The organism is Mesorhizobium sp. M0184, from assembly GCF_040322215.1.
In the GTDB taxonomy this organism is placed as follows: domain Bacteria; phylum Pseudomonadota; class Alphaproteobacteria; order Rhizobiales; family Rhizobiaceae; genus Mesorhizobium.
Map to the genome: position 1 here is coordinate 414,344 of NZ_JAMYSZ010000001.1, position 19,169 is coordinate 433,512.

At 62.8% G+C, this 19,169-nt stretch carries 24 protein-coding genes and 1 pseudogene; 14 read left to right on the plus strand and 11 right to left on the minus strand.

Annotation, left to right across the window (positions count from 1 at the left end):
• Window positions 1-145 precede the first annotated feature (145 nt).
• Complete coding sequence (locus NKJ23_RS02125; protein ID WP_023678492.1) at window positions 146-841, plus strand: DUF1013 domain-containing protein; 696 nt, start codon at window positions 146-148, stop codon at window positions 839-841.
• A 58-nt stretch (window positions 842-899) separates the two neighbouring features.
• Here the strand turns inward: NKJ23_RS02125 and NKJ23_RS02130 are convergent, their stop codons facing one another.
• The 3 genes from NKJ23_RS02130 to NKJ23_RS02140 all read right to left on the minus strand — a co-directional run bounded on the left by NKJ23_RS02130 (window position 900) and on the right by NKJ23_RS02140 (window position 2,354).
• Window positions 900-1,619, minus strand: coding sequence for a helix-turn-helix transcriptional regulator (locus NKJ23_RS02130; protein ID WP_023678491.1), 720 nt, complete (start codon window positions 1,617-1,619; stop codon window positions 900-902).
• An 18-nt stretch (window positions 1,620-1,637) separates the two neighbouring features.
• Window positions 1,638-2,045 carry a hypothetical protein gene (locus tag NKJ23_RS02135; RefSeq protein ID WP_352677882.1) on the minus strand — a complete coding sequence of 136 codons (408 nt, stop codon included), beginning with the start codon at window positions 2,043-2,045 and terminating at the stop codon, window positions 1,638-1,640.
• A 141-nt stretch (window positions 2,046-2,186) separates the two neighbouring features.
• The gene (locus NKJ23_RS02140) at window positions 2,187-2,354 is read right to left on the minus strand and encodes a hypothetical protein (protein ID WP_352677884.1); all 168 of its coding nucleotides are present in this window, start codon (window positions 2,352-2,354) and stop codon (window positions 2,187-2,189) included.
• A 202-nt stretch (window positions 2,355-2,556) separates the two neighbouring features.
• Between NKJ23_RS02140 and NKJ23_RS02145 the strand changes: the two genes are divergently transcribed.
• Entirely contained in the window at window positions 2,557-2,718 is a 162-nt protein-coding gene (locus NKJ23_RS02145) for a hypothetical protein (protein WP_352540257.1), read from the plus strand.
• A gap of 117 nt (window positions 2,719-2,835) precedes the next feature.
• On the opposite strand, the pseudogene NKJ23_RS02150 reads toward NKJ23_RS02145, so the two are convergent.
• The 7 genes and pseudogenes from NKJ23_RS02150 to NKJ23_RS02180 form a co-directional block, all read right to left on the minus strand.
• Window positions 2,836-3,565: pseudogene (locus NKJ23_RS02150) on the minus strand (SGNH/GDSL hydrolase family protein).
• Window positions 3,566-3,647: 82 nt separating this feature from the next.
• Window positions 3,648-4,388, minus strand: coding sequence for a DUF899 domain-containing protein (locus NKJ23_RS02155; protein ID WP_023678486.1), 741 nt, complete (start codon window positions 4,386-4,388; stop codon window positions 3,648-3,650).
• A 150-nt stretch (window positions 4,389-4,538) separates the two neighbouring features.
• A complete protein-coding gene (locus tag NKJ23_RS02160; RefSeq protein WP_352644525.1) occupies window positions 4,539-5,564 on the minus strand; it encodes a class I fructose-bisphosphate aldolase in 1,026 nt (341 codons plus the stop codon).
• Between the two features lie 140 nt (window positions 5,565-5,704).
• Window positions 5,705-6,901 carry a phosphoglycerate kinase gene (locus NKJ23_RS02165; RefSeq protein WP_023678484.1) on the minus strand — a complete coding sequence of 399 codons (1,197 nt, stop codon included), beginning with the start codon at window positions 6,899-6,901 and terminating at the stop codon, window positions 5,705-5,707.
• A 160-nt stretch (window positions 6,902-7,061) separates the two neighbouring features.
• Window positions 7,062-7,916: a lytic transglycosylase domain-containing protein gene (locus NKJ23_RS02170; RefSeq protein WP_023678483.1), complete on the minus strand. Its 855-nt coding sequence runs from the start codon at window positions 7,914-7,916 to the stop codon at window positions 7,062-7,064.
• Between the two features lie 4 nt (window positions 7,917-7,920).
• Window positions 7,921-9,174: a flavodoxin-dependent (E)-4-hydroxy-3-methylbut-2-enyl-diphosphate synthase gene (gene ispG / locus NKJ23_RS02175; protein ID WP_352677886.1), complete on the minus strand. Its 1,254-nt coding sequence runs from the start codon at window positions 9,172-9,174 to the stop codon at window positions 7,921-7,923.
• A 200-nt stretch (window positions 9,175-9,374) separates the two neighbouring features.
• Window positions 9,375-9,554, minus strand: coding sequence for a YdcH family protein (locus tag NKJ23_RS02180; protein WP_023678481.1), 180 nt, complete (start codon window positions 9,552-9,554; stop codon window positions 9,375-9,377).
• Window positions 9,555-9,793: 239 nt separating this feature from the next.
• Between NKJ23_RS02180 and NKJ23_RS02185 the strand changes: the two genes are divergently transcribed.
• On the plus strand, window positions 9,794-9,997 hold the full coding sequence (locus NKJ23_RS02185; protein WP_023678480.1) for a YdcH family protein: 204 nt from the start codon (window positions 9,794-9,796) through the stop codon (window positions 9,995-9,997).
• Between the two features lie 33 nt (window positions 9,998-10,030).
• Here the strand turns inward: NKJ23_RS02185 and NKJ23_RS02190 are convergent, their stop codons facing one another.
• The gene (locus NKJ23_RS02190; RefSeq protein WP_352677888.1) at window positions 10,031-10,834 is read right to left on the minus strand and encodes an IclR family transcriptional regulator; all 804 of its coding nucleotides are present in this window, start codon (window positions 10,832-10,834) and stop codon (window positions 10,031-10,033) included.
• 128 nt (window positions 10,835-10,962) lie between these two features.
• Here NKJ23_RS02190 and NKJ23_RS02195 point away from each other — a divergent pair, with 128 nt between their 5' ends.
• From NKJ23_RS02195 to NKJ23_RS02245, 11 genes are all read left to right on the plus strand, one after another.
• Complete coding sequence (locus NKJ23_RS02195; protein WP_031212143.1) at window positions 10,963-11,844, plus strand: transporter substrate-binding protein; 882 nt, start codon at window positions 10,963-10,965, stop codon at window positions 11,842-11,844.
• Window positions 11,845-11,910: 66 nt separating this feature from the next.
• The gene (locus tag NKJ23_RS02200; protein WP_023678477.1) at window positions 11,911-12,576 is read left to right on the plus strand and encodes an amino acid ABC transporter permease; all 666 of its coding nucleotides are present in this window, start codon (window positions 11,911-11,913) and stop codon (window positions 12,574-12,576) included.
• A 1-nt stretch (window position 12,577) separates the two neighbouring features.
• Window positions 12,578-13,228, plus strand: coding sequence for an amino acid ABC transporter permease (locus tag NKJ23_RS02205; protein WP_352677890.1), 651 nt, complete (start codon window positions 12,578-12,580; stop codon window positions 13,226-13,228).
• A gap of 4 nt (window positions 13,229-13,232) precedes the next feature.
• Complete coding sequence (locus NKJ23_RS02210) at window positions 13,233-14,027, plus strand: amino acid ABC transporter ATP-binding protein (RefSeq protein WP_023678475.1); 795 nt, start codon at window positions 13,233-13,235, stop codon at window positions 14,025-14,027.
• Between the two features lie 34 nt (window positions 14,028-14,061).
• Complete coding sequence (locus NKJ23_RS02215) at window positions 14,062-14,523, plus strand: RidA family protein (protein WP_023678474.1); 462 nt, start codon at window positions 14,062-14,064, stop codon at window positions 14,521-14,523.
• 23 nt (window positions 14,524-14,546) lie between these two features.
• The gene (locus NKJ23_RS02220; RefSeq protein WP_352677892.1) at window positions 14,547-15,752 is read left to right on the plus strand and encodes an aminotransferase class V-fold PLP-dependent enzyme; all 1,206 of its coding nucleotides are present in this window, start codon (window positions 14,547-14,549) and stop codon (window positions 15,750-15,752) included.
• Between the two features lie 165 nt (window positions 15,753-15,917).
• Window positions 15,918-16,865 (plus strand): metallophosphoesterase family protein, encoded by a 948-nt coding sequence (locus tag NKJ23_RS02225; protein ID WP_352677893.1) that lies wholly within the window; start codon window positions 15,918-15,920, stop codon window positions 16,863-16,865.
• Between the two features lie 11 nt (window positions 16,866-16,876).
• Window positions 16,877-17,224: a cupredoxin domain-containing protein gene (locus NKJ23_RS02230; protein ID WP_352677895.1), complete on the plus strand. Its 348-nt coding sequence runs from the start codon at window positions 16,877-16,879 to the stop codon at window positions 17,222-17,224.
• 25 nt (window positions 17,225-17,249) lie between these two features.
• Window positions 17,250-17,810 (plus strand): sigma-70 family RNA polymerase sigma factor, encoded by a 561-nt coding sequence (locus NKJ23_RS02235; protein WP_352817726.1) that lies wholly within the window; start codon window positions 17,250-17,252, stop codon window positions 17,808-17,810.
• Complete coding sequence (locus NKJ23_RS02240; RefSeq protein ID WP_352677897.1) at window positions 17,807-18,655, plus strand: anti-sigma factor family protein; 849 nt, start codon at window positions 17,807-17,809, stop codon at window positions 18,653-18,655. The genes NKJ23_RS02235 and NKJ23_RS02240 overlap by 4 nt, the downstream gene beginning before the upstream one ends.
• A gap of 154 nt (window positions 18,656-18,809) precedes the next feature.
• Window positions 18,810-19,148, plus strand: a complete 339-nt coding sequence (locus NKJ23_RS02245) for a DUF6572 domain-containing protein (RefSeq protein ID WP_352452490.1) — start codon at window positions 18,810-18,812, stop codon at window positions 19,146-19,148.
• Window positions 19,149-19,169 lie beyond the last annotated feature (21 nt).

Sequence of the window (19,169 nt, forward strand, 5' to 3'; positions counted from 1 at the left end):
CGCTGCCGTGCCGTCCTTGACGCGCGCCTGCCAAAAACATTGCGAAACGGCGAGCGAGCGGTTATATAGACCGCGATTTTCCCATTTTGGTGGCTCTAAACCACCGCCCGCGCGGGAACGCGGGCGAACGAGAAGGATTTTTGTAATGGCCAATACGCTGCTGATGCCAAAGGCGACCGCCGTCTGGCTGGTTGACAACACAGCGCTTTCCTTCGAGCAGATCGCGCAGTTCTGCGGACTGCATCCGCTTGAGGTCAAGGCGATCGCCGACGGCGAGTCGGCGCAAGGCATCAAGGGCATGGACCCGATCATGACCGGCCAGCTCACTCGCGACGAGATCGCGCGCGCCGAGAAGGACGCCAACCACCGGCTGAAGCTCTCCGATCCCAAGGTGCGGGTGCCGGAATCCAAACGCAAGGGTCCGCGCTACACGCCGCTGTCGAAGCGCCAGGACCGGCCCAACGCCATCCTCTGGCTGGTGCGCAACCATCCCGAGCTCAAGGATGCGCAGATTGCCCGCCTTGTCGGCACAACGAAGTCGACGATCGACCAGATCCGCGACAGAAAGCACTGGAACTCCGCCAATCTCCAGCCGATGGATCCGGTGACGCTCGGCCTGACGTCGCAGATCGACCTCGATATGGAAATTAACCGCGCCTCGCGCGGCCGCGAGCAGGCGCAGCCGGTCGGCGATACGCTGCTGCCGGCCGCCTTGACCGAACGGCTGGTGCCGGCGCCCGAAAAGCCGAAGGACGAGGACCGCGAACTTGACGCCAACGCCGTCTTCGCCAAGCTTTCGGCGCTGAAGTCGAAGGACAAGGACGCCGACGAAGAGGAATAGGTCTGGCATCCAAAACAAAAAGCCCGCTTTCAAGCGGGCTTTTTTGTGATCTTCCGTGTCAGCTTCGCGCCGCCCGGTCCGGCGCCATGCCGTAATCCTCGCTGCGCTCCACCGCGCGATAGAAATCGGCGAGCTGCTTGCCGCGCTCCGGCTTGAAGGTGCGGCCGGCGATGACCACCGAGGCGATGCGGTCGATGCGGAAGGCGCGGAAATCGCCGCGCATCTCACACCAGGCGACCAAGGTCCACACCTTGCCCCAGAACCACAGGCCGAGCGGGCGGATGTCGCGCGCGGTGCTGCGGCCGGCCTCATCCGAATAGTCGATGGTCAGCACCTGACGTTTCTCGATGGACCGCTCGATCAGGTCGATGGCTTCGCGGGCGGCATCGCTTACCACCCACATCGGCGTGTGGATCTCGGTACGCGCGATGCGGTCCTTTTCGGCGTCGGGCAACACGGCGCCTATCTTGACCAGCGCCTCGTCGGCGGCTCGCGCCATGGCCGCGCCACCAAAGGCGCGCACCATGCGGGCGCCGGCGACCAGCGCGACGATCTCGTCACGCGTGAACATCAGCGGCGGAAGGTCGAAACCCTCCCTCATCATGTAGCCGACACCGGCCTCGCCGTCGATCGGCACGCCGGTCGACTGCAGATCGGCGATGTCGCGATAGATCGTCCGCTCGGAAACCTCGAGCCACGTGCCCAGCTTCTGGGCGGTGACCAGACGACCACCACGCAGATGCTGCACGATCTGGAAGAGCCTGTCGGCGCGGCGCATCGTATGGTCCCTCGGCGTCTATCGTTCCAGCCCTTCGCGCTTGCGCTGCGCGGCGACGAAGGCCGCGCCGAAGGACAGTTTCCTCGTTGTCGGCGTGCTTGCGTCGACCACCCGCCAGAACGGCGCAACGTCGCCCAGCGCCATACCACGCTCAAGATCCTCGTTGGCGGCCTCGGCGACGGTGCGCAGATGATAGCCGATGGTGACCGGACATGTCATCCCGGCACCGTGCTCGATGGCGAGAGCGGTGCGCAAAGCGCGGATATTCATGTCCATGCCTTCGGGGATGAAGCGGATGAATGCATGGACCTGGCGAGCTGTAGGAACCCGCATCGGCTGGCCTTCGACGACGTCACCGATGGTGTGTGGCGACGGTCTTATGCCGTTGATGCCAGGCGTGTTCAGCCTGTCGTTCCAGCTTTTCATCGATCGTCCTCTCGGCCATCCGGCTCCGGCGGCCATCGCACTATGGCACGAGCCTCCTGACACCATACTGTCAGGACGCTTCAGCATGCCCATCTCAGCTCGTCGCCAGGTCGCATCCAAACGCCACGCGGAAAGCTTGCCTCAATTGCCGCCATTGCAGCGGTCGCCATACATGTCCGGCCAACCAATATCCTTGCGGATGTCCGCCGGCAGGGTGTTCATGAATCGCTGGGTGCGGATCTCATTGCGGATCGTCCGGATCTTGCCGACATAGTGCTGCACGCTACGCAGAATGGTAATACCGTTCATGGCTGGTCTCCTCTCTTTCGATGCAGGCACTATCGCACACCCCTGCTGACAGCAGTCTGTCAGGAGGGTGCGGCTCTCATGACCGGCGTTCCGATTTATCCATCGAAGTGACAAGGCAGTGCTGAAAAGAGGCCTGCTGCAGTGGAAGCCGGCGATCGCGGAGCCGCTTTGACAGCCAGCCGCGATGCTGATCAAAGGCTGCATGTCGAAACTTCTCGCGCTCGTCATCATCTTCATGATGGTCATCCAGCTCATCAAGCCGCTCGGCTGGCCCGGGCTGAAGCGGCGCAGCGATTTCTGGAAGCTGGCGCTGCTGGCGATGGCGGCGATTTCGATTACGGCGGTGCTCGGGCACTGGACGTAATGCATGTCGCGCAAAAGTGTGCAGCGGTTTTGCGACAACGACATGGATAAAAACAAGAACCTGAAGCGCGTCGGATGAGGCCAATCGAACGCGACGCGCCGTAGTGCGGGCGGCCCGCTACGCGACGCCCGGTTCGTTGGCGAGCGCCAGGCTGACCAGATGTTCCGCCCAGGCTCGGTAGCCGGCTTCCGAAGCGTGAAATCCATCCGATGCGAAGCCGGCATCGGCATCCGTGATCGGCAGCCGGGGTGCCGGTATGGCGCCGCGTTCGAGGCAAAGGCGCTCGCCCATCCGGTTCATTTCGACGGCGCGGATTTCGAGGATTGCCGAGCAGCGGCGGCATTGCCGGAGCCCGGGTGAACTCCAGCACCGGCGACCACACGACTCGCGCTTCCGGCCATTTGGCGCGCAGCGCGTAGAGCAGGCCGCCAAACTCGCGCTTGAAGCGCGGTACCGAATGAAAATTCTTGGTGTCGTTGGTACCGATGGCCAGCACGATATGCGTCCACGGATCGGCCGATAGATTGGGCAGCACATGATCGCGGATCTGGCCAGAGGTTGCCGAGTTGAAGCCGGCCGCCCGCCAGCGCACGGTGCGGCCGGTGCGTTGCGCAATCAGAACTGCCAGTTGCGCGGCCAATCCGTTTTCGGAATTGCCGATGCCTACCGAGGCGGCGGAGGAATCGCCAAGCACCAGAACCGAGATTGCTGGCGCCAGGCCAGATATCTCGTGCATGACCGGACCTTGTGCCGGCAGCATGCGGGCGGTGCGGCGACGCACGCCAAGTCCTTGCCAGACATAGACCGGAAAGGCGAGCCAGGTGAGAAGGGTCGGAAAGCGCCGCATGGCAAGTCCCTTTTAGGGCATAGCGAACAGCACTTAGCGCATGTCGGGCCGAAGACGAAAGACCTTGGGTGACCGCCTGTCGTCAATGGCAGCAGCTGTCCTGCATTTCGGGCGTATCCGCATATTCGTCGTGCAGCCGCACCCAGTCCACCAGGCTATGGTGGGGACCGGTTTCGTTGCGACCCTTCGGCGTCAGGTCGAGATAGTGATAGGCGCCGATCAGCGGATCGCCGCCTCTGGAGCGCGAGATAAAAGTCAGGAAGATGTCGCCTTTCTCGTCGCGATAGAACACGCTGGTGCCGGGAAGATCCTTCGATTGCCGCGCGCGCCGCTCGAAATTGTAGGTCGTGTCGCCGGCCGCGATCTGCTTGTCGGTGAATGACACCTGCATGTCGAAGTTGAAGTCCGAAGCGTACGACGACACCCAGTCGAATTTCCAGCCCATGCGCTGCTTGTAGGGCAGAAGCTCGGCCAGCGGCGCCCGCGCCACCACCACGAGCGAGACGTCGTGGTGCCTGAGATGCTGGTTGGCACCGTCAATGTGGTCGGCAAGGAACGAGCAGCCCTCGCAACGATAATCGGCGCCCGGCCCGAACATGAAATGGTAGACGATCAGCTGGCTGTTGCCGCCGAACAGGTCGGGCAGTTTCTTTGGCCCTTGCTCGGTCTCGAAGACATAGTCCTTGCGGATCTTCAGCCACGGCAGTTCGCGGCGTTCGGCGGCGACGCGGTCGCGAAAGCGCGTCAATTCCTTTTCGCGCGCCAGATGCGCCTTGTGCGCCTGAAACCACTCTTCCTGCGAAACGGTCTTGTTGTTTGGCATCGGTCTGCTCCTCTTTTCACGGAGGACGTTCGGCAGCGAGGAATACCGACACCGAGCTGCATTTTCAGTAGCAGGAAATTGCAGACCTTGCTGCTTTCAAACGAACCCGGGCACATGGCCCGGGTCGGAGGGAACGCAACCTGAATTCCGTCAGGCGGCTTGCTCAAGCGTCGGCTGCCATTGTCCAAGCGCTGCCAGATGGTTCATGTGGGCGCGATGGGCGAAGGCGGCCTGCGCGGCGGCGACGTTCGCTGCCTTGCCGCCCCAGGCCTTCTGCGGAGCGGCCTGCAAGGCGCGGCCGTAGGAGAAGGTCAGCTTCCACGGATGCGGGCCGATGGCGTTGATGGCATTGAGGTTGGCGGTCGCCTGCTCGTCCGATTGTCCGCCCGAAAGGAAGGCGATGCCTCCAATCGCCGCCGGCACCGTCTCGCGGAACAGTTTTATGGTCTTTTCGGCGACTTCCTCGGGGCTGCTGACCTTGCCCGATTTCTTGCCGGCAAGGACCATGTTCGGTTTCAGGATGGTGCCTTCGAGCACGACGCGGGCCGCATAGAGCTCGGTGTACAACTTTGTCAGCGTCGCCTTGCTGATCTCGTAGCAGGTGTCGATGTCGTGGGCGCCGTCCATCAGCACCTCCGGCTCGACGATCGGCACGATGCCGGCCTCCTGGCAAAGCGCGGCGTAACGGGCGAGCGCATGGGCGTTCGAGCCGATCGAGGTGGCGGAAGGCACGCCCTTGGCAACATCGATGTCGATCACCGCGCGCCATTTGGCAAAGCGGGCGCCGAGCTTGTAATAGTCGGCAAGGCGTTCGCGCAGGCCGTCGAGGCCCTCGGTGATGGTGTCGCCGGGAAAGCCGGCCAGCGGCTTGGCGCCGGCGTCGACCTTGATGCCGGGGATAGCGCCTGATGCCTTGATGATGTCGACCAGCGGTGTGCCGTCGGCGGCCTTCTGGTGAATGGTCTCGTCGTAGAGGATGACGCCGGAAATGTACTTGGTCATTGCATCGCTGGCGCGGAACATCATCTCGCGATAGTCGCGGCGACTGTCGGCGGTCGACTCGACACCGATGACGTCGAAGCGCTTCTTGATGGTGCCGGAGCTCTCGTCGGCAGCCAGCAGGCCCTTGCCATTGGCCACCATCGCGGCGGCAATGTCCTCGAGACGTTCGCTCATCGTGCTTCTCCTGAAAGAATTGATCCGCGCCCAGCAGACCACCAGAGCAACGCAGGTTCAAGTCGAACCATTTCGTCAAACAAGCGCGAATCGATTGAAAGTCGCGGGCGCACTCCTTCGCGCTGCTCTTGCGGCCGCGCTCAGCGCTTCAATACGTCGACGCCGGGCAAGGGCTTGCCTTCCATCCATTCGAGGAAAGCGCCGCCGGCCGTCGAGACATAGGTGAAATCATCGCTGACGCCGGCATGGTTGAGCGCCGCCACCGTGTCGCCGCCGCCAGCGACCGAGATCAGTCTGCCGGCCCTGGTGCGCGCTGCCGCGTGCCTGGCCGTCGCCACCGTTGCGTGGTCGAATGGCTCGATCTCGAAGGCGCCGAGCGGCCCGTTCCAGACCAGCGTCGCGGCGCGGTCGATCCATTCGGCAATGGTTTTCACGGTCTTTGCGCCGACGTCGAGGATCATGCCGTCGGCCGGCACGTCTGCTATGGCGACGGTCTCGCTGACGGCGCCGGCCCTGAACTCCCTGGCGACAACGCCGTCGGCGGGCAGGATGATGGCGCAGCCGGCCTCGGCCGCCTCGATCATGATCTGCTTGGCGGTGGTCGCGAGATCATGCTCGCACAAGGATTTCCCGACGTCGGTGCCGCGTGCCGCGAGAAACGTGTTGGCCATGCCGCCGCCGATGACCAGCGCATCGACCTTCTTCACCAGGTTCATCAACAGGTCGATCTTGGTCGAGACCTTGGCCCCGCCGACGATGGCGACAACCGGACGGACAGGATTGCCGAGACCCTTTTCCAGCGCATCGAGCTCGGCCTGCATGGTGCGCCCGGCGAACGCCGGCAGCACATTCGCCAGGCCTTCCGTGGACGAATGGGCGCGGTGCGCAGCCGAGAAGGCGTCGTTGACGAAGATGTCGCCGTTGGCGGCGAGCTTTTCGGTGAAGGTCGGGTCGTTCTTCTCCTCAGCTTTGTAGAAGCGGGTGTTCTCGAGCAGCAGCACGTCGCCGTTATTCATGGCAGCAACGGCATTTGCCGCCTTGTCACCGATGCAGTCGGAGGCAAAGCCAACCGGACGGCCGAGCACGTCCGCCGTCGCCTTGGCGATCGGCTCGAGCGAGAATTCCGCCGCCGGTCCATCCTTGGGCCGGCCGAAATGGGCAAGCAGGATGACCTTGGCGCCCTTACCGGAGAGCTCGGCGATGGTCGGCGCAATGCGCTCGATGCGGGTGGCGTCGGTGACCTTGCCCTCGGTGACGGGAACGTTGAGGTCGACACGCACCAGCACACGCTTGCCGCTGATATTGCCGATGTCGTCCAGTGTCTTGAAGCCGGCCATGCTGATCCCTTTCGCGAAAAATCGCGGGGACCTTACCCCGCATCGACGACGATGCAAGACCTGGCTAACGGTTCGCCGAAAATATGATTCACGTGTCGAGGACGAAGTGCCCACGGGGAGCAAGATGGCAGCAATGGCGCGAAACGCACCGACATATGGCTTACCGATTGCGCACCACGATGCATGCGCCGCCCACGCTTTGCAGCTTGTCGCAGATCGTGTCGGCCTTGGCTCTGCTATCGGCGCCGATCCGCACGGCATAGATGCCGCGCCTACCGATCGGGGTACGTACCCGGCTGACCACCGGATCGTGGCCGGCAAGCAGTGCCGGGAACCGGCTTTTCACTCTCAGCCACTGGTTGAGCGCCGCGGCGCGGCGGAAATTGCCGGCCACCTGCACCCCCCACGGCTTGATGTTGATCGACGACATCGGCACGGTTCTGGACATGATCACCGGCAGCTCGCGGCAAGCGGCAGCGAAACTCGCCTTCTTGTCGAGCGGCCGGATGACGCCGGCGTAGGCGGTATTGGTGAAGTTGTCGGCCGGCTCGCCCATGACGTCCAGAACGTAGCTTTCGGTCTCCATCGGCAAGAAGCCGCCGGAATTCAGCCAGCGCGACACCCGGGTCTCGCCAGCGTTGTAGGCGGCTGCGGCGAGGCCCAGATTGCCGAAACCGGATTTCATTTCGGCGAGGTACTTTGCCGAGGCCGGGATCGCCTGTTCGATGTCGAAGGAATTGGCGAGCCCGCGCATCCTGGCGGTGCCCGGCATGAACTGGGCAATGCCTTCGGCGCCGACCGGGCTGACCGCATTGGGATCGAAACGGCTTTCCTTCCAGATCAGCCGGGCAAAGAAATCCCTGGGCAGCCCGTTCCGGTCGGCATGGGCCTCGATCAGGTTGCAAACCTGGTCGATCAGCTTCTTTTTGGCGGGCCGTGGTGGATCGGCCTGAACGGCTGTCGCCCAGATCAGCCCGCAAATGAGAACCAGCGCCGCGCCGAGCAAACGCCGCATTCAACTACTCCGCCGCGGCTTTGTCGTGCTGCCCGAACCGCCGTTCGATATAGTCGGCGACCATCTTCTCGAAATCCGCGGCAATCGATGGGCCGCGCAGCGTCGCCGCCTTCTTGCCGTCGACGAATACCGGGGCGGTCGGCATCTCGCCGGTGCCGGGCAGCGAAATGCCGATATCGGCATGTTTGGATTCGCCCGGACCGTTGACGATGCAACCCATCACCGCGACCTTGAGGTTCTCGACGCCGGGATATTGTTCACGCCACACCGGCATGTTCTTGCGCAGGTCGGCCTGGATGTTCTGGGCAAGCTCCTGGAACACGGTCGAGGTCGTGCGGCCGCAACCAGGGCAGGCGGCGACGATCGGCACGAACTGCCTGAAGCCCATGGTCTGCAACAGCTCTTGCGACACCTGCACTTCGCGTGTGCGGTCGCCGTTCGGCTCCGGCGTCAGCGAGATGCGGATGGTGTCGCCGATGCCTTGCTGGAGCAGGATGCCCATGGCCGCGGACGAGGCGACGATGCCTTTCGAGCCCATGCCGGCCTCTGTCAGGCCGAGGTGCAGCGCATGGTCGGATCGGGTGGCAAGCTCGGTGTAGACGGCGATCAGATCCTGCACGCCGCTGACCTTGGCCGACAGGATGATTTTCTCGCGCGCAAGGCCGATCTCTTCGGCCATTTCGGCCGACAGGATCGCCGACTGCACGATTGCCTCGCGCGTCACTTCCTGCGCGGTCAGCGGAAAGCCTTGGGCCTGGTTGTCATCCATCAGCCGGGTCAGCAGCTCCTGGTCGAGCGAACCCCAGTTGACGCCGATGCGCACCGGCTTGTCGTATCGGATCGCCATCTCGACGATTGCCGCGAACTGCCGGTCCTTCTTGTCCTTGAAACCGACATTGCCGGGGTTGATGCGGTACTTGGCCAAGGCCGCGGCGCAGGCCGGATGATCGGCCAGGAGCTTGTGGCCGATATAATGGAAATCGCCGACCAGCGGCACGTTGATGCCGAGCCGCTCCAGTCGCTCGCGGATGGCCGGCACAGCGGCAGCGCTTTCCTCGCGGTCGACCGTTATGCGCACGATCTCGGAGCCGGCGCGATGCAGCGCCGCCACTTGCGCGACCGTCTGGTCGATATCGGCCGTGTCGGTGTTGGTCATCGACTGGACGACAACCGGCGCGCCGCCGCCGACCATCACGCCGCCGACGTCGACACCGACCGACCTGCGGCGTGGGAAGGGTGAGGAAAAATATCCGGTCATGCCGGCTGCCTTTAATCTTGAAGGTCCGGGCATGAGGTGGAGGAGCAAAGAGGGCTTGTCAATGGCGACTGGCGCGCAGACCTAGCAAATCGGAAATGACAAGACGGCAGCTTGCCGCAAATCCACGAGCGTTTCCGGCAGCATAGCGATGCCACCGGAAAGATCGCGCGCCGGGCGGCGCTTCTAGTCCTGGAAGGGCTTCAGTGGGTCGTCGGTTTCGCCTTCAGTTTTTCAATCTCGTCCTTGAGCGCCAGCTTGCGCCGCTTGAGATTCACGATTTCGAGGTCGTCTACCGATGGATGGGTCATCGCATCGTCGATTTCCCGTTCGATGTCGCCGTGTTTCCGCTGCAGCTCATCAAGATGGGATGCAAGAGACATGATTGGTTCTCCCTTTCATGGTTTCCTCGGATTGCAGCCGTCATGGCACGTCCACCGCAGGCTCGCTTCTGTGACGGCATAATGACAGTGTGCCACCATCGCGCACCGATGTCGAATGCTGCGTGGTAGCATTCCACGCCAATATGAAATGTGCTATGGGCTGCGCGCCGGTGCAAGAAGACCCGGTCCCGCCCAATCAGGCCCATAGTTTGGGCGCCGCAGACGTGCAGACGGTAAAAATGTCCGATCAGGAACAGGCAGATATCCGCCTCGAATATTCCCGGCTGAAGCAGGAACACGCCGATTTCGACGCCGCCATCAATGCGATGATCGCCATGAATTGCGACCCGCTGCAGATCCAGCGCATGAAGAAAAAGAAGCTCTTCCTTAAGGACAGGCTGATGGCGCTGGAAGACAAGATCATTCCAGACATTATCGCTTGAACGGACGCCGGCGCCGGCCTGCTGGAAAGGCGGTTATGCCGCGATCGAAAGCCGCGCGGCGCGCTCGAGCAACAGCTCTATCAGGTCATCGGTCTTTTCGGTCGAGGTATCGATGGGAACCACCAGGCACATCGTCGCCTCGACCCTGCCCGGCGCTGAAAAGACCGGCGCGGCCAGGCATTTCGTGTAGGCATCGACAAGGCCGGAGGTGACGCAGTAGCCGGCCGACTTGGCGACGGCGATGTCGTCTATGAAATCATCGAGCTGCAATCTGCGGCCGTCCGGCAGCACGAGATCGTCCTCGGAGACCATATCCACAATCGCGGCCCTGTCGAAGCCGGCGAGGAGCAGTCGCCCGGAAGCTGTCCAGGGGAGCGGTATTTGCAGACCCGTCGCCGAGCTGATCCGAAATGGCCTCGTTCCCGGGCTTGAATGGACGATGGTGTAGCGGCCGCTTTGCAGCATGCAGAGCTCCGAGGTCTCGCCGGTCTCGCGTGACAGATGGTCGACTTCCTGGCGCCCTCGCCTGAGCAGGTCGTTGCCCCGCACATAGTCCATTCCGTAGAGATAGAGCTTCTTTCCGAAATAGACCCGATTGCCGTCTCCGGCCATTTCCAGCAGGCCTGCGTCGACCAGCGAGCGCACCAGCGTATAGGTCGTCGACCGCGGCGCGTTTACCCCCTTGGCAAGGTCGCCAATGCCGATCGCGCGCTGGGTCGCGTGGAGAAACTCCAAAATCTGGAGAACCCGGTTGAGGCCCTTCTCCCGAGAACCCGAGTTCCTGTCTTCGTCCAGACCGACGTCCGGTCGAGCGGCCAAGGCATTGCCATCTTGCATTATCGATCCCTGATGTTAATCTGTCTTGTACAGAGTACAGGCGTCTCTTGTAAGGGACAATGACGTCAGTTGCAACCGATGCATGTACTGCTGGTCCAAAGGGGAACTCAACACGAAAGGAGGTCGCCGTGAACGACACATCCAAAAGGCGTGAATTTCTGAAACTGGGAATGGCCGGGCTTGCAACGGCCGGAGTGATGAGCGCCGCTACCGCGGTCGACGTTCAGAAAGCGGCGGCCCAGGCAGCGCCGGACAGCCTGCTGCGCACCGTCCTCGAGCGCGGCAAGGTGATCGTCGGCACCGGCAGCACCAACGCGCCCTGGCATTTCGAGAACGACGCCGGCGAACTGGTAGGCATGGACATCACCATGGGCCGCATTCTCGCCAAGGGGCTTTTCGACGATCCGACCAAAGTGGAATTCGTCATGCAGGATCCGGCTCAGCGCATTCCGAACGTGACCACCAACAAGGTCGACATCACCATCCAGTTCATGACCATGACCGCCCAGCGCTCGCAGCTGATCCACTTCTCCCGACCCTACTACGTCGAAGGCATCGCCTTGCTGACCCTTCCGAACGCCGAAAACAAGACCTTCGACAAGCTGCTTGCCGGCGGTTCGGCGACGCGGATTTCCATCCTGCAAAATGTCGATGCCGAGGCTAACGTGCATATCGTCCTGCCGGAGTCGCAGGTGATGCAGATAGACACGCAGGCCAACGTGCTGCAGGCCTTGGAATCGAAGCGCGTCGACGCCGCCGCGGTCGATCTGTCAACGGTACGCTGGCTCGCCTCGCGCAATCCGGATAAGTACTTCGATGCCGGCAAGAGCTGGTTCTCGATGCTTTATGGTGCCGCGCTGCGGCAGGGCGACCTCGACTGGCTGACCTTCGTCAACCAGACCTTCACCATCGCCATGTTCGGCCATGAAACGGCACTCTACGACGCTGCGTTCAAGGATTATTTCGGACAGGAGCCGCCGGCGCGCCATCCCGGTTTCCCGGTCATTTGATGCAAGCAGGCGGAAGGACAACGTCCTTCCGCCTTCTCTCATCACAGCCCTCCATGACGAGGACGCATGGGTTATACTCTCAACTTCAACCTTATCTGGCGGCATTTCGACAAGCTCTGGGGCGGACTGCTGCTAAGCCTCGAACTGGCCGTCATCTCGATCGCGATCGGCATCGTCATCGGGCTCGTTCTGGCGGTCTGGTACGTGTCGGCCGGACGTGCGGTGCGGACCATCATCGCGGGGTATGTCGAGTTCATCCGCAACGTGCCGCTGATCCTGCTCGTCTATCTGGTCTTCTACGGCTTGCCGACGGTGGTCGACATTGCCTACAGCGCGCAAACCTCATTCATTGCCACGCTGTCGCTCTACAGCGGCGCCTACCTGGTCGAGGTGTTTCGCTCGGGGCTCGAGGCGGTGCCGCGCGGTCAGCTCGACGCCGGCAAGGCAATCGGCCTGACGCCATGGCAAAGGCTGCTCGATGTGCGCCTGCCGACGATGCTGCGCATAACCCTGCCGGCGCTTTCCAACACATTCATATCGCTCTTCAAGGATACGTCCGTGGCGTCGGTCATCTCGGTACCCGAACTCACCTATGGCGCCCAGTGGATCAACTTCAACACGTTCCGCATTGTCGAAGTCTATCTGGTGGTGACGGCAATGTACCTGTTGACCGGCTACACGCTGCTTTTCGCGCTGCGGCTCGTCGAGCGCCGGTTCAAGGCGGCGCGCTGACATGCTGAGCCAGATCATCTACGCCTTGCCGTTCCTCGCCGAAGGCTTTGCCTTAACCTTGTGGGTGTCGCTGCTGGTCGTGGTGTTATCGCTCATCGCCGGCGTGCTGATGGGCGTCGGCCTTGTCTATGGTCCTTTTCCGCTGCGCTGGGCAGTGCGCATCTTCAGCGACACCATACGCGGCATTCCGATCCTGGTGCTGATCTTCTTCGTCTATTACGGCCTGCCCGCGGTGGGGCTGCATCTGGAATCCTTTTGGGCGGCCGTGTTCGCCCTCACCCTCTTCAAGACCGCACAAGTCGTCGAGTATCTCAGGGGCGCCGTCGGCTCGATTCCCAAGGGTCAGTCCGAGGCGGCGATGGCGATCGGACTGACCTTTCGCCAGCGGCTGGCCTACGTCATTTTTCCGCAGGCGTTCAGGCGCTTCCTGCCACCCTGGATCAATGGCGTCACCGACGCGGTGAAGGGCAGCGCGCTGGTCTCGCTGCTCGGCATCACCGACCTCATGCAGGCAATCAACCAGGTCATCGGCCGCACCTATGAGGCGATGCCACTCTACATTCTCGGTGCGCTCGTCTACTTCGCCGTCAACTACGCCCTCTCCTTGGCCAGCCGGCGCCTGGAGCGGCGTTTCTCCTTCATCCGGGAATAGCACGATGTCCAACGCGTCGCACCAGAATCCGGCACTTCTCGATGTCACCGAGGTTTCCAAAGCCTTTGGATCCGTCGAGGTCCTGCGCTCCGTCAGCCTGCAAGTGACACGCGGCGAGGTCGTGACTATCATCGGCCCCTCCGGCAGCGGCAAGACCACGCTACTGCGCTGCGTCAACTTCCTGGAGAGCTACGACAGCGGCTCGATCCGTATCGACGGCAAAGAAGTCGGCTATCGCGAGACGGGAACACGCCAGCGACGCAGCGAGCGCGACCTGGCGGCGATGCGAGCCGAGACCGGAATGGTGTTCCAGAGCTTCAATCTGTTTCCGCATTTGACTGCGGCCGGCAACATCATGCTTGGCCTGCGCAAGGTGCGCGGCAAGAGCAATGCCGAGGCCCGCACCATTGCCGAGCACTGGCTCGGCCGCGTAGGCCTCGCCCACAAAGCCGACAGTCTGCCGGCCGAGCTTTCCGGCGGCCAGCAGCAGCGCGTCGGCATCGCCCGCGCCGTGGCGATGGAGCCGAAGATATTGCTTCTCGACGAGATAACCTCGGCGCTCGACCCCGAACTGGTTGGCGAGGTGCTCGAGGTCGTGCGCAGCCTCGCCGAAGACGGCATGACGATGCTGATGGTCACGCATGAAATGGCTTTTGCGCGCGACGCATCGAGCCGCATCGTTTTCATGGCGGATGGCGGCGTCAGTGCCGTCGGACCACCCGCCGAGATTCTGGCGGCGGGGTTCGACAATGAACGCCTTCGCAGTTTCCTGGCGCGGTTTCGCGCCTCGCATTTTTGACATCGGACGGCGAAAGCTGTCGCAAGGAGCTTTTATGACGCCTTACATCCGGCTCGCGGAATTGGGCCTGACACTGCCCGAGCCGCCGAAGCCCATCGCCAACTTCGTCACCTATGCCGAGAGCGGACGGCTGATCTTCCTCTCCGGCCAGGGGCCGTTGCGCGCCGATGGCGCGCTCTGCACCGGCAAGGTCGGAGAGGATGTCAGCGTTGAAGAGGCCTACGGGCATGCGCGTCTGACCGGCCTGAACCTGCTCGCCGTCATGCATGCGGCGGCCGGCGACCTCGGCCGCATCGTGCGCGTCGTCAAGCTGCTTGGCTTTGTCAATGCGACGCCGACATTCAGCGAGCACCCCAAGGTGGTGAACGGCTGTTCCGATCTTTTCGCGGCCGTCTTTGATACGCTTGGCGGACATGCCCGTTCCGCGATCGGTGTCGGCTCGCTGCCGGGCAACATCACAGTTGAAATCGAGGCGGTCGTCGAGATCGCCGCCTGAAATCTTAAACAGGATCTACAGAGATGACGACCTATGCCGCTGACCGTTCCAACACGACAATCCGCGAACGGCTTGGCCTTCGCCCAATCATCAATGTCTCCGGCACGATGACGGCACTCGGTGCTTCGATCATCGTGCCAGAAGCGATTGCCGCAATGTCGGAAATGGCCTCGCAATGGGTCGAGATGGACGATCTGCAGCGCGCCGCAAGTAGGGTGATTGCACGCCTTACCGGCGGCGAGGCCGGCTTCATCACCGCATGCTGCGCCAGCGGCATAACAATGGCGATTGCCGGCGCGATGACCGGGACCAGCCTTCTTGCGATCGAGCGGCTGCCGGACGACACCGAGGACCTCAAATCGGAGGTCATCGTTCAGCTTGGTCACATCGTCAATTATGGCGCGCCGATCGACCAGTCGATCCGGCTTGCCGGAGCCAAGGCAGTGCCTGCCGGCACGGTCAGCGTCACCCAGGATTATCATGTTGCCGAGGCGATCCGGGACCGGACGGCGGCAGCCCTCTACGTCGTTGCGCACCACACCGTGCAATACGGCATGCTCTCGCTTGAGGAGTTCTGCGAGATTTGCCACGCCAAGGGCGTGCCGGTGATCGTCGACGCCGCCTCGGAATACGATTTGCGTGGCTTTCTGGCGCGCGGCGCCGACATTGTTGTCTACAGCGGGCACAAATTTCTCTCAGGGCCGACAAGCGGCATCGTTGCCGGCCGCAAGGATCTGGTACGGGCCGCCTATCTCCAGAACCGCGGCGTTGCGCGCGCCATGAAGGTCGGCAAGGAGAGCATTGCCGGCGCTATGGCGGCCCTGGAAGCCTGGGAGCGGCGCGACCATGCCGGCATTCGCCAGCGGGAAGAAACCGCACTGCATCTGTGGAAAGACGCATTGCAAGGCCTGCCTGGCATCGAGGCACGTATCATTCCAGATCCGACCGGAAATCCTCTCGACCGCCTGCAGGTGTTTGTTGCGCCGGAAAGCCGCTTCACCGCCGCCGGCCTCGCCTCGGCGCTTGCGGCGGGTTCGCCGCCCGTGATCGTGCGCAACCACGAGGTCGAGCGCGGTCACTTCTTCCTTGATCCGTGCAATCTCCATCCCGGCGAGGCGGAGATCGTTGCCGAACGCCTGCGGGCGGTGTTGAGTGCTGCCGATCGGCCCGCGGATGCGATGAAACCCGCTCGCAAGCAGTCCGCCGGAGCGCTGCGCTGGCCGGACTAGACATCGCCAGAGCGTGGTCGAGCCAGTGCCTTCCAGCGCCGGCTTCGCATCGGGCCAGTGCGCCATCACGGCAGTGTGAATGAACTTTTAGTCTTCGGGCGGAATAAACCACTCCGCCCATTGGTCTCCCAAACAGACGCCATTTCCGGCGTGCAGGAGACCGGTATGACCCACCACCACGACAATGAAGCTGACGGCATCAGCCGCCGTCATGCACTGGAATGCATGATCTGGGCCGGCACGGGAGTGCTGTGGACAATTTCGGCCGGCGTGCCGGTTTCGCTCAGCCTGCTCGGTGCGTCGCAAGCCGCCGAGGCCTTGGCCACCGGCTTCACTTTCCTCCAGATCTCCGACAGCCACATCGGCTTCGACAAGGTTGCCAACCCGCACGCCATCGACACGCTGAAGGAGGCCATCGGCAAGATCCAGGCGTTGCCGCAAAAGCCCGCTTTCATGATCCACACCGGCGACATCACCCATTTGTCGAAAGCCGCGCAGTTCGACAACGCTGCCCAGATCATCGGCGGCGCAGGCTTCGATGTGCATTATGTGCCCGGTGAGCACGACCTGATCGATGACGGCAATGGCCAGGCCTATCTCGACCGCTACGGCAAGGGCACCAAGGGCGCTGGCTGGTATTCGTTCGACCAGAACGGCGTCCATTTCATCGGGCTGGTCAACGTCGTCAACCTGAAGGCTGGCGGGCTGGGCAATCTCGGCGCCGACCAGTTGGCATGGTTGGCCGATGATCTGAAGGCGGTCACCGCCTCGACGCCAATCGTCGTCTTTGCCCACATTCCGCTATGGGCTGTTTATCCCGAATGGGGCTGGGGCACCGACGACGCGGCGCAGGCCTTGGCCCTGCTCAAGCGCTTCGGCTCTGTCACCGTACTCAACGGCCATATCCACCAGATCATGCAGAAGGTCGAAGGCAACGTTACCTTTCATACCACGCGCTCGACCGCTTTCCCGCAACCGGCGCCGGGCACCGCAGCCTCACCCGGGCCGATGACGGTACCTGCCGGCCAATTGCGCAGCCTGCTCGGCACGAGCAGCGTGACAGTCAAGCAAGGCGGGCAGGACCTCGCCATCATCGACAGCACGCTGGCCTGAGGGGAAATGCGATGATCCGCTTCCCATCCCGCGTCTTGGTCGTATCCCCTGTCACGTTCGGTTTGGCGGCGATCCTGATAATGGTTGCCATGCCACTGAACGCAGCAGACCAGCCAATGGTCAAGATCGAGAACTTTGCCTTCACACCGGCGGTGCTGACGGTAAAGCAGGGCACTACCGTGACCTTCGAGAATGACGACGACATCCCGCATCTGGTGGTCGCCAACGATGCCTCGTTTCGCTCCAAGGCGCTTGACACCGGTGACACATATGCCTTCACCTTCACCAAAGTGGGCGACTATGCCTATTTCTGCGGGCTTCACCCGCACATGCAGGGCAGGATCGCCGTCGCTCCGTGAGGATTTTCGGAAGGTTCTGCCCGGGATGCCGGGCGATGCGACGGTGTTGAACCAAGAGGCCGCGACCGAGCGCTTTCGCGAGGTGGTTCTGCCCCATCTCGCGGATGCGCTTGCGCTTGCCCGCTGGTTGACCGGCAACGCCGCCGACGCGGAGGATGTGGTGCAGGAGGCCTGTTTGAAGGCGCATGCGGGCATCGCCGGCTATGCCGGCGGCAATGCGCGCGCCTGGCTGCTGGCGATCGTGCGCAACGCCTCTTACTCCTGGCTGGCGCGCAACCGGCCGCGCAGTATCGTCGCCGTCGGCGACCTGAGCGACCTCGATGACATGACGGCTGCATATGGCGCCGGCCTGCCGGATACGGATAGTCCTGAGGCAAGCCTGATCGCCAAGGCCGACACGGCCGCACTCGAGGCGGCGATCGCCGCGCTGCCGCACCAATTTCGCGAGACTGTGGTGCTGCGCGACATCAACGGCCTCAGTTATCGCGAGATCGCGACGCTGCTTGGCGTGCCGCTAGGCACGGTGATGTCGCGGCTGGCGAGGGCGCGCGGTCTGCTGATATCCCAACTTGGGAGGGCGCCATGAGCGCGCACAACGATGGACTGCCGGATGACCCGGCGGGCGTGGAGCTGATGATCCATGCCTTGGTCGATGGCGAGCTCGACGCAGCAGCAGCATTGGCTGTCGAGCGACGCATCGCGGCCGATCCGGCGCTCGCGGCCGAGCATGCCCGCATCGTGGCGCTGCAGTCCGCTGTCGGCAGGCTGGCGCTGCCACAGGTCAGCGACGCCCTCAATGCGCGCATCGCGGCGATCGGCGCGACTGGCGAGGCACAGGATCGGCCGGCGCCGACGCGGCCGCCGCAAACCGTGCCAACCCACATGCGGCCAACCCAAACGCGGCCGGGCCGCTTCGGCGCGTTCGACTGGCGCGCAATGGCGGCATCGATCCTCGTCACCGCCGTGCTGGCCAGCGGCGCGACGCAATGGGTGATGCTCAGCGGGGCGCCCGACAGCTTTGCAACGGCGGTCGCCAGCGGCCACCGCCGCAGCCTGCTGGCCGCCAGCCCGGTGGACGTCGTCTCGTCGGACAGGCATACGGTCAAACCCTGGCTCGATGGCAGGGTCGGTCTGTCGCCGCCTGCGCCAGACCTTGCCAATGACGGTTTCGCATTGCTCGGCGGCCGGGTCGAGGTGATCGCCGACCAGCCGGTGCCGGCACTGGTCTACAGGCACCGCGAGCACCTGATCACTCTCGTCGCCGCGCCCGAGGAAACCGGCTCGACAGCCGGACCGGTCGATCTTTCTGCTGGTGGCTTCTCGCTGGTGCACTGGAGCGACGGCGCCTTTTCCTATTGGGCGATTTCCGATACGGAACGGCCCGAGCTCGACGATTTCGTCACGCGTTTCCGGGCGGCAGCCGCCCGGTGAAGCGACCGTGCCGGCGCAGCGACAGAAACCGTGGAAGCGGCCACCCGTTCCGGGTAGTCTCTCAGTTTGAATTTGCCGCGGCGTCAATCGTCGTCAACCAACTGTCGCTCGACGCGCCGAACTCCTATATGCCGTACAAAACAATTGAGGGATAATGAATAACGAGACTTTTGCTATCAAGGATGACTTCTCGAACGATTTGGAAGTTCGTTACACAAACAATAATCTTCGGTTCGTCATCACTGATACGTTACCTTGGACAGATGACGAGGCGACAACTGCGCACCTGGCGATCATATCGGCGAGAGCGGACTCTTACCTGCAGATTGCGAGAAGCGATCATTTTCGGCAGAGGTATCCGGGAACCTTGGTGACTGTCGTACTTCGATTCCACCACGACCCCACTCCACCTGCAAAGATGGTTTTATCCGAAATCTCAAAGAGACTCGCAAGCGACGGTATGCGTTTTCTTCACGGTATGGTTGCGGGATAGAAGAGACCTGCTTAGCGGCGG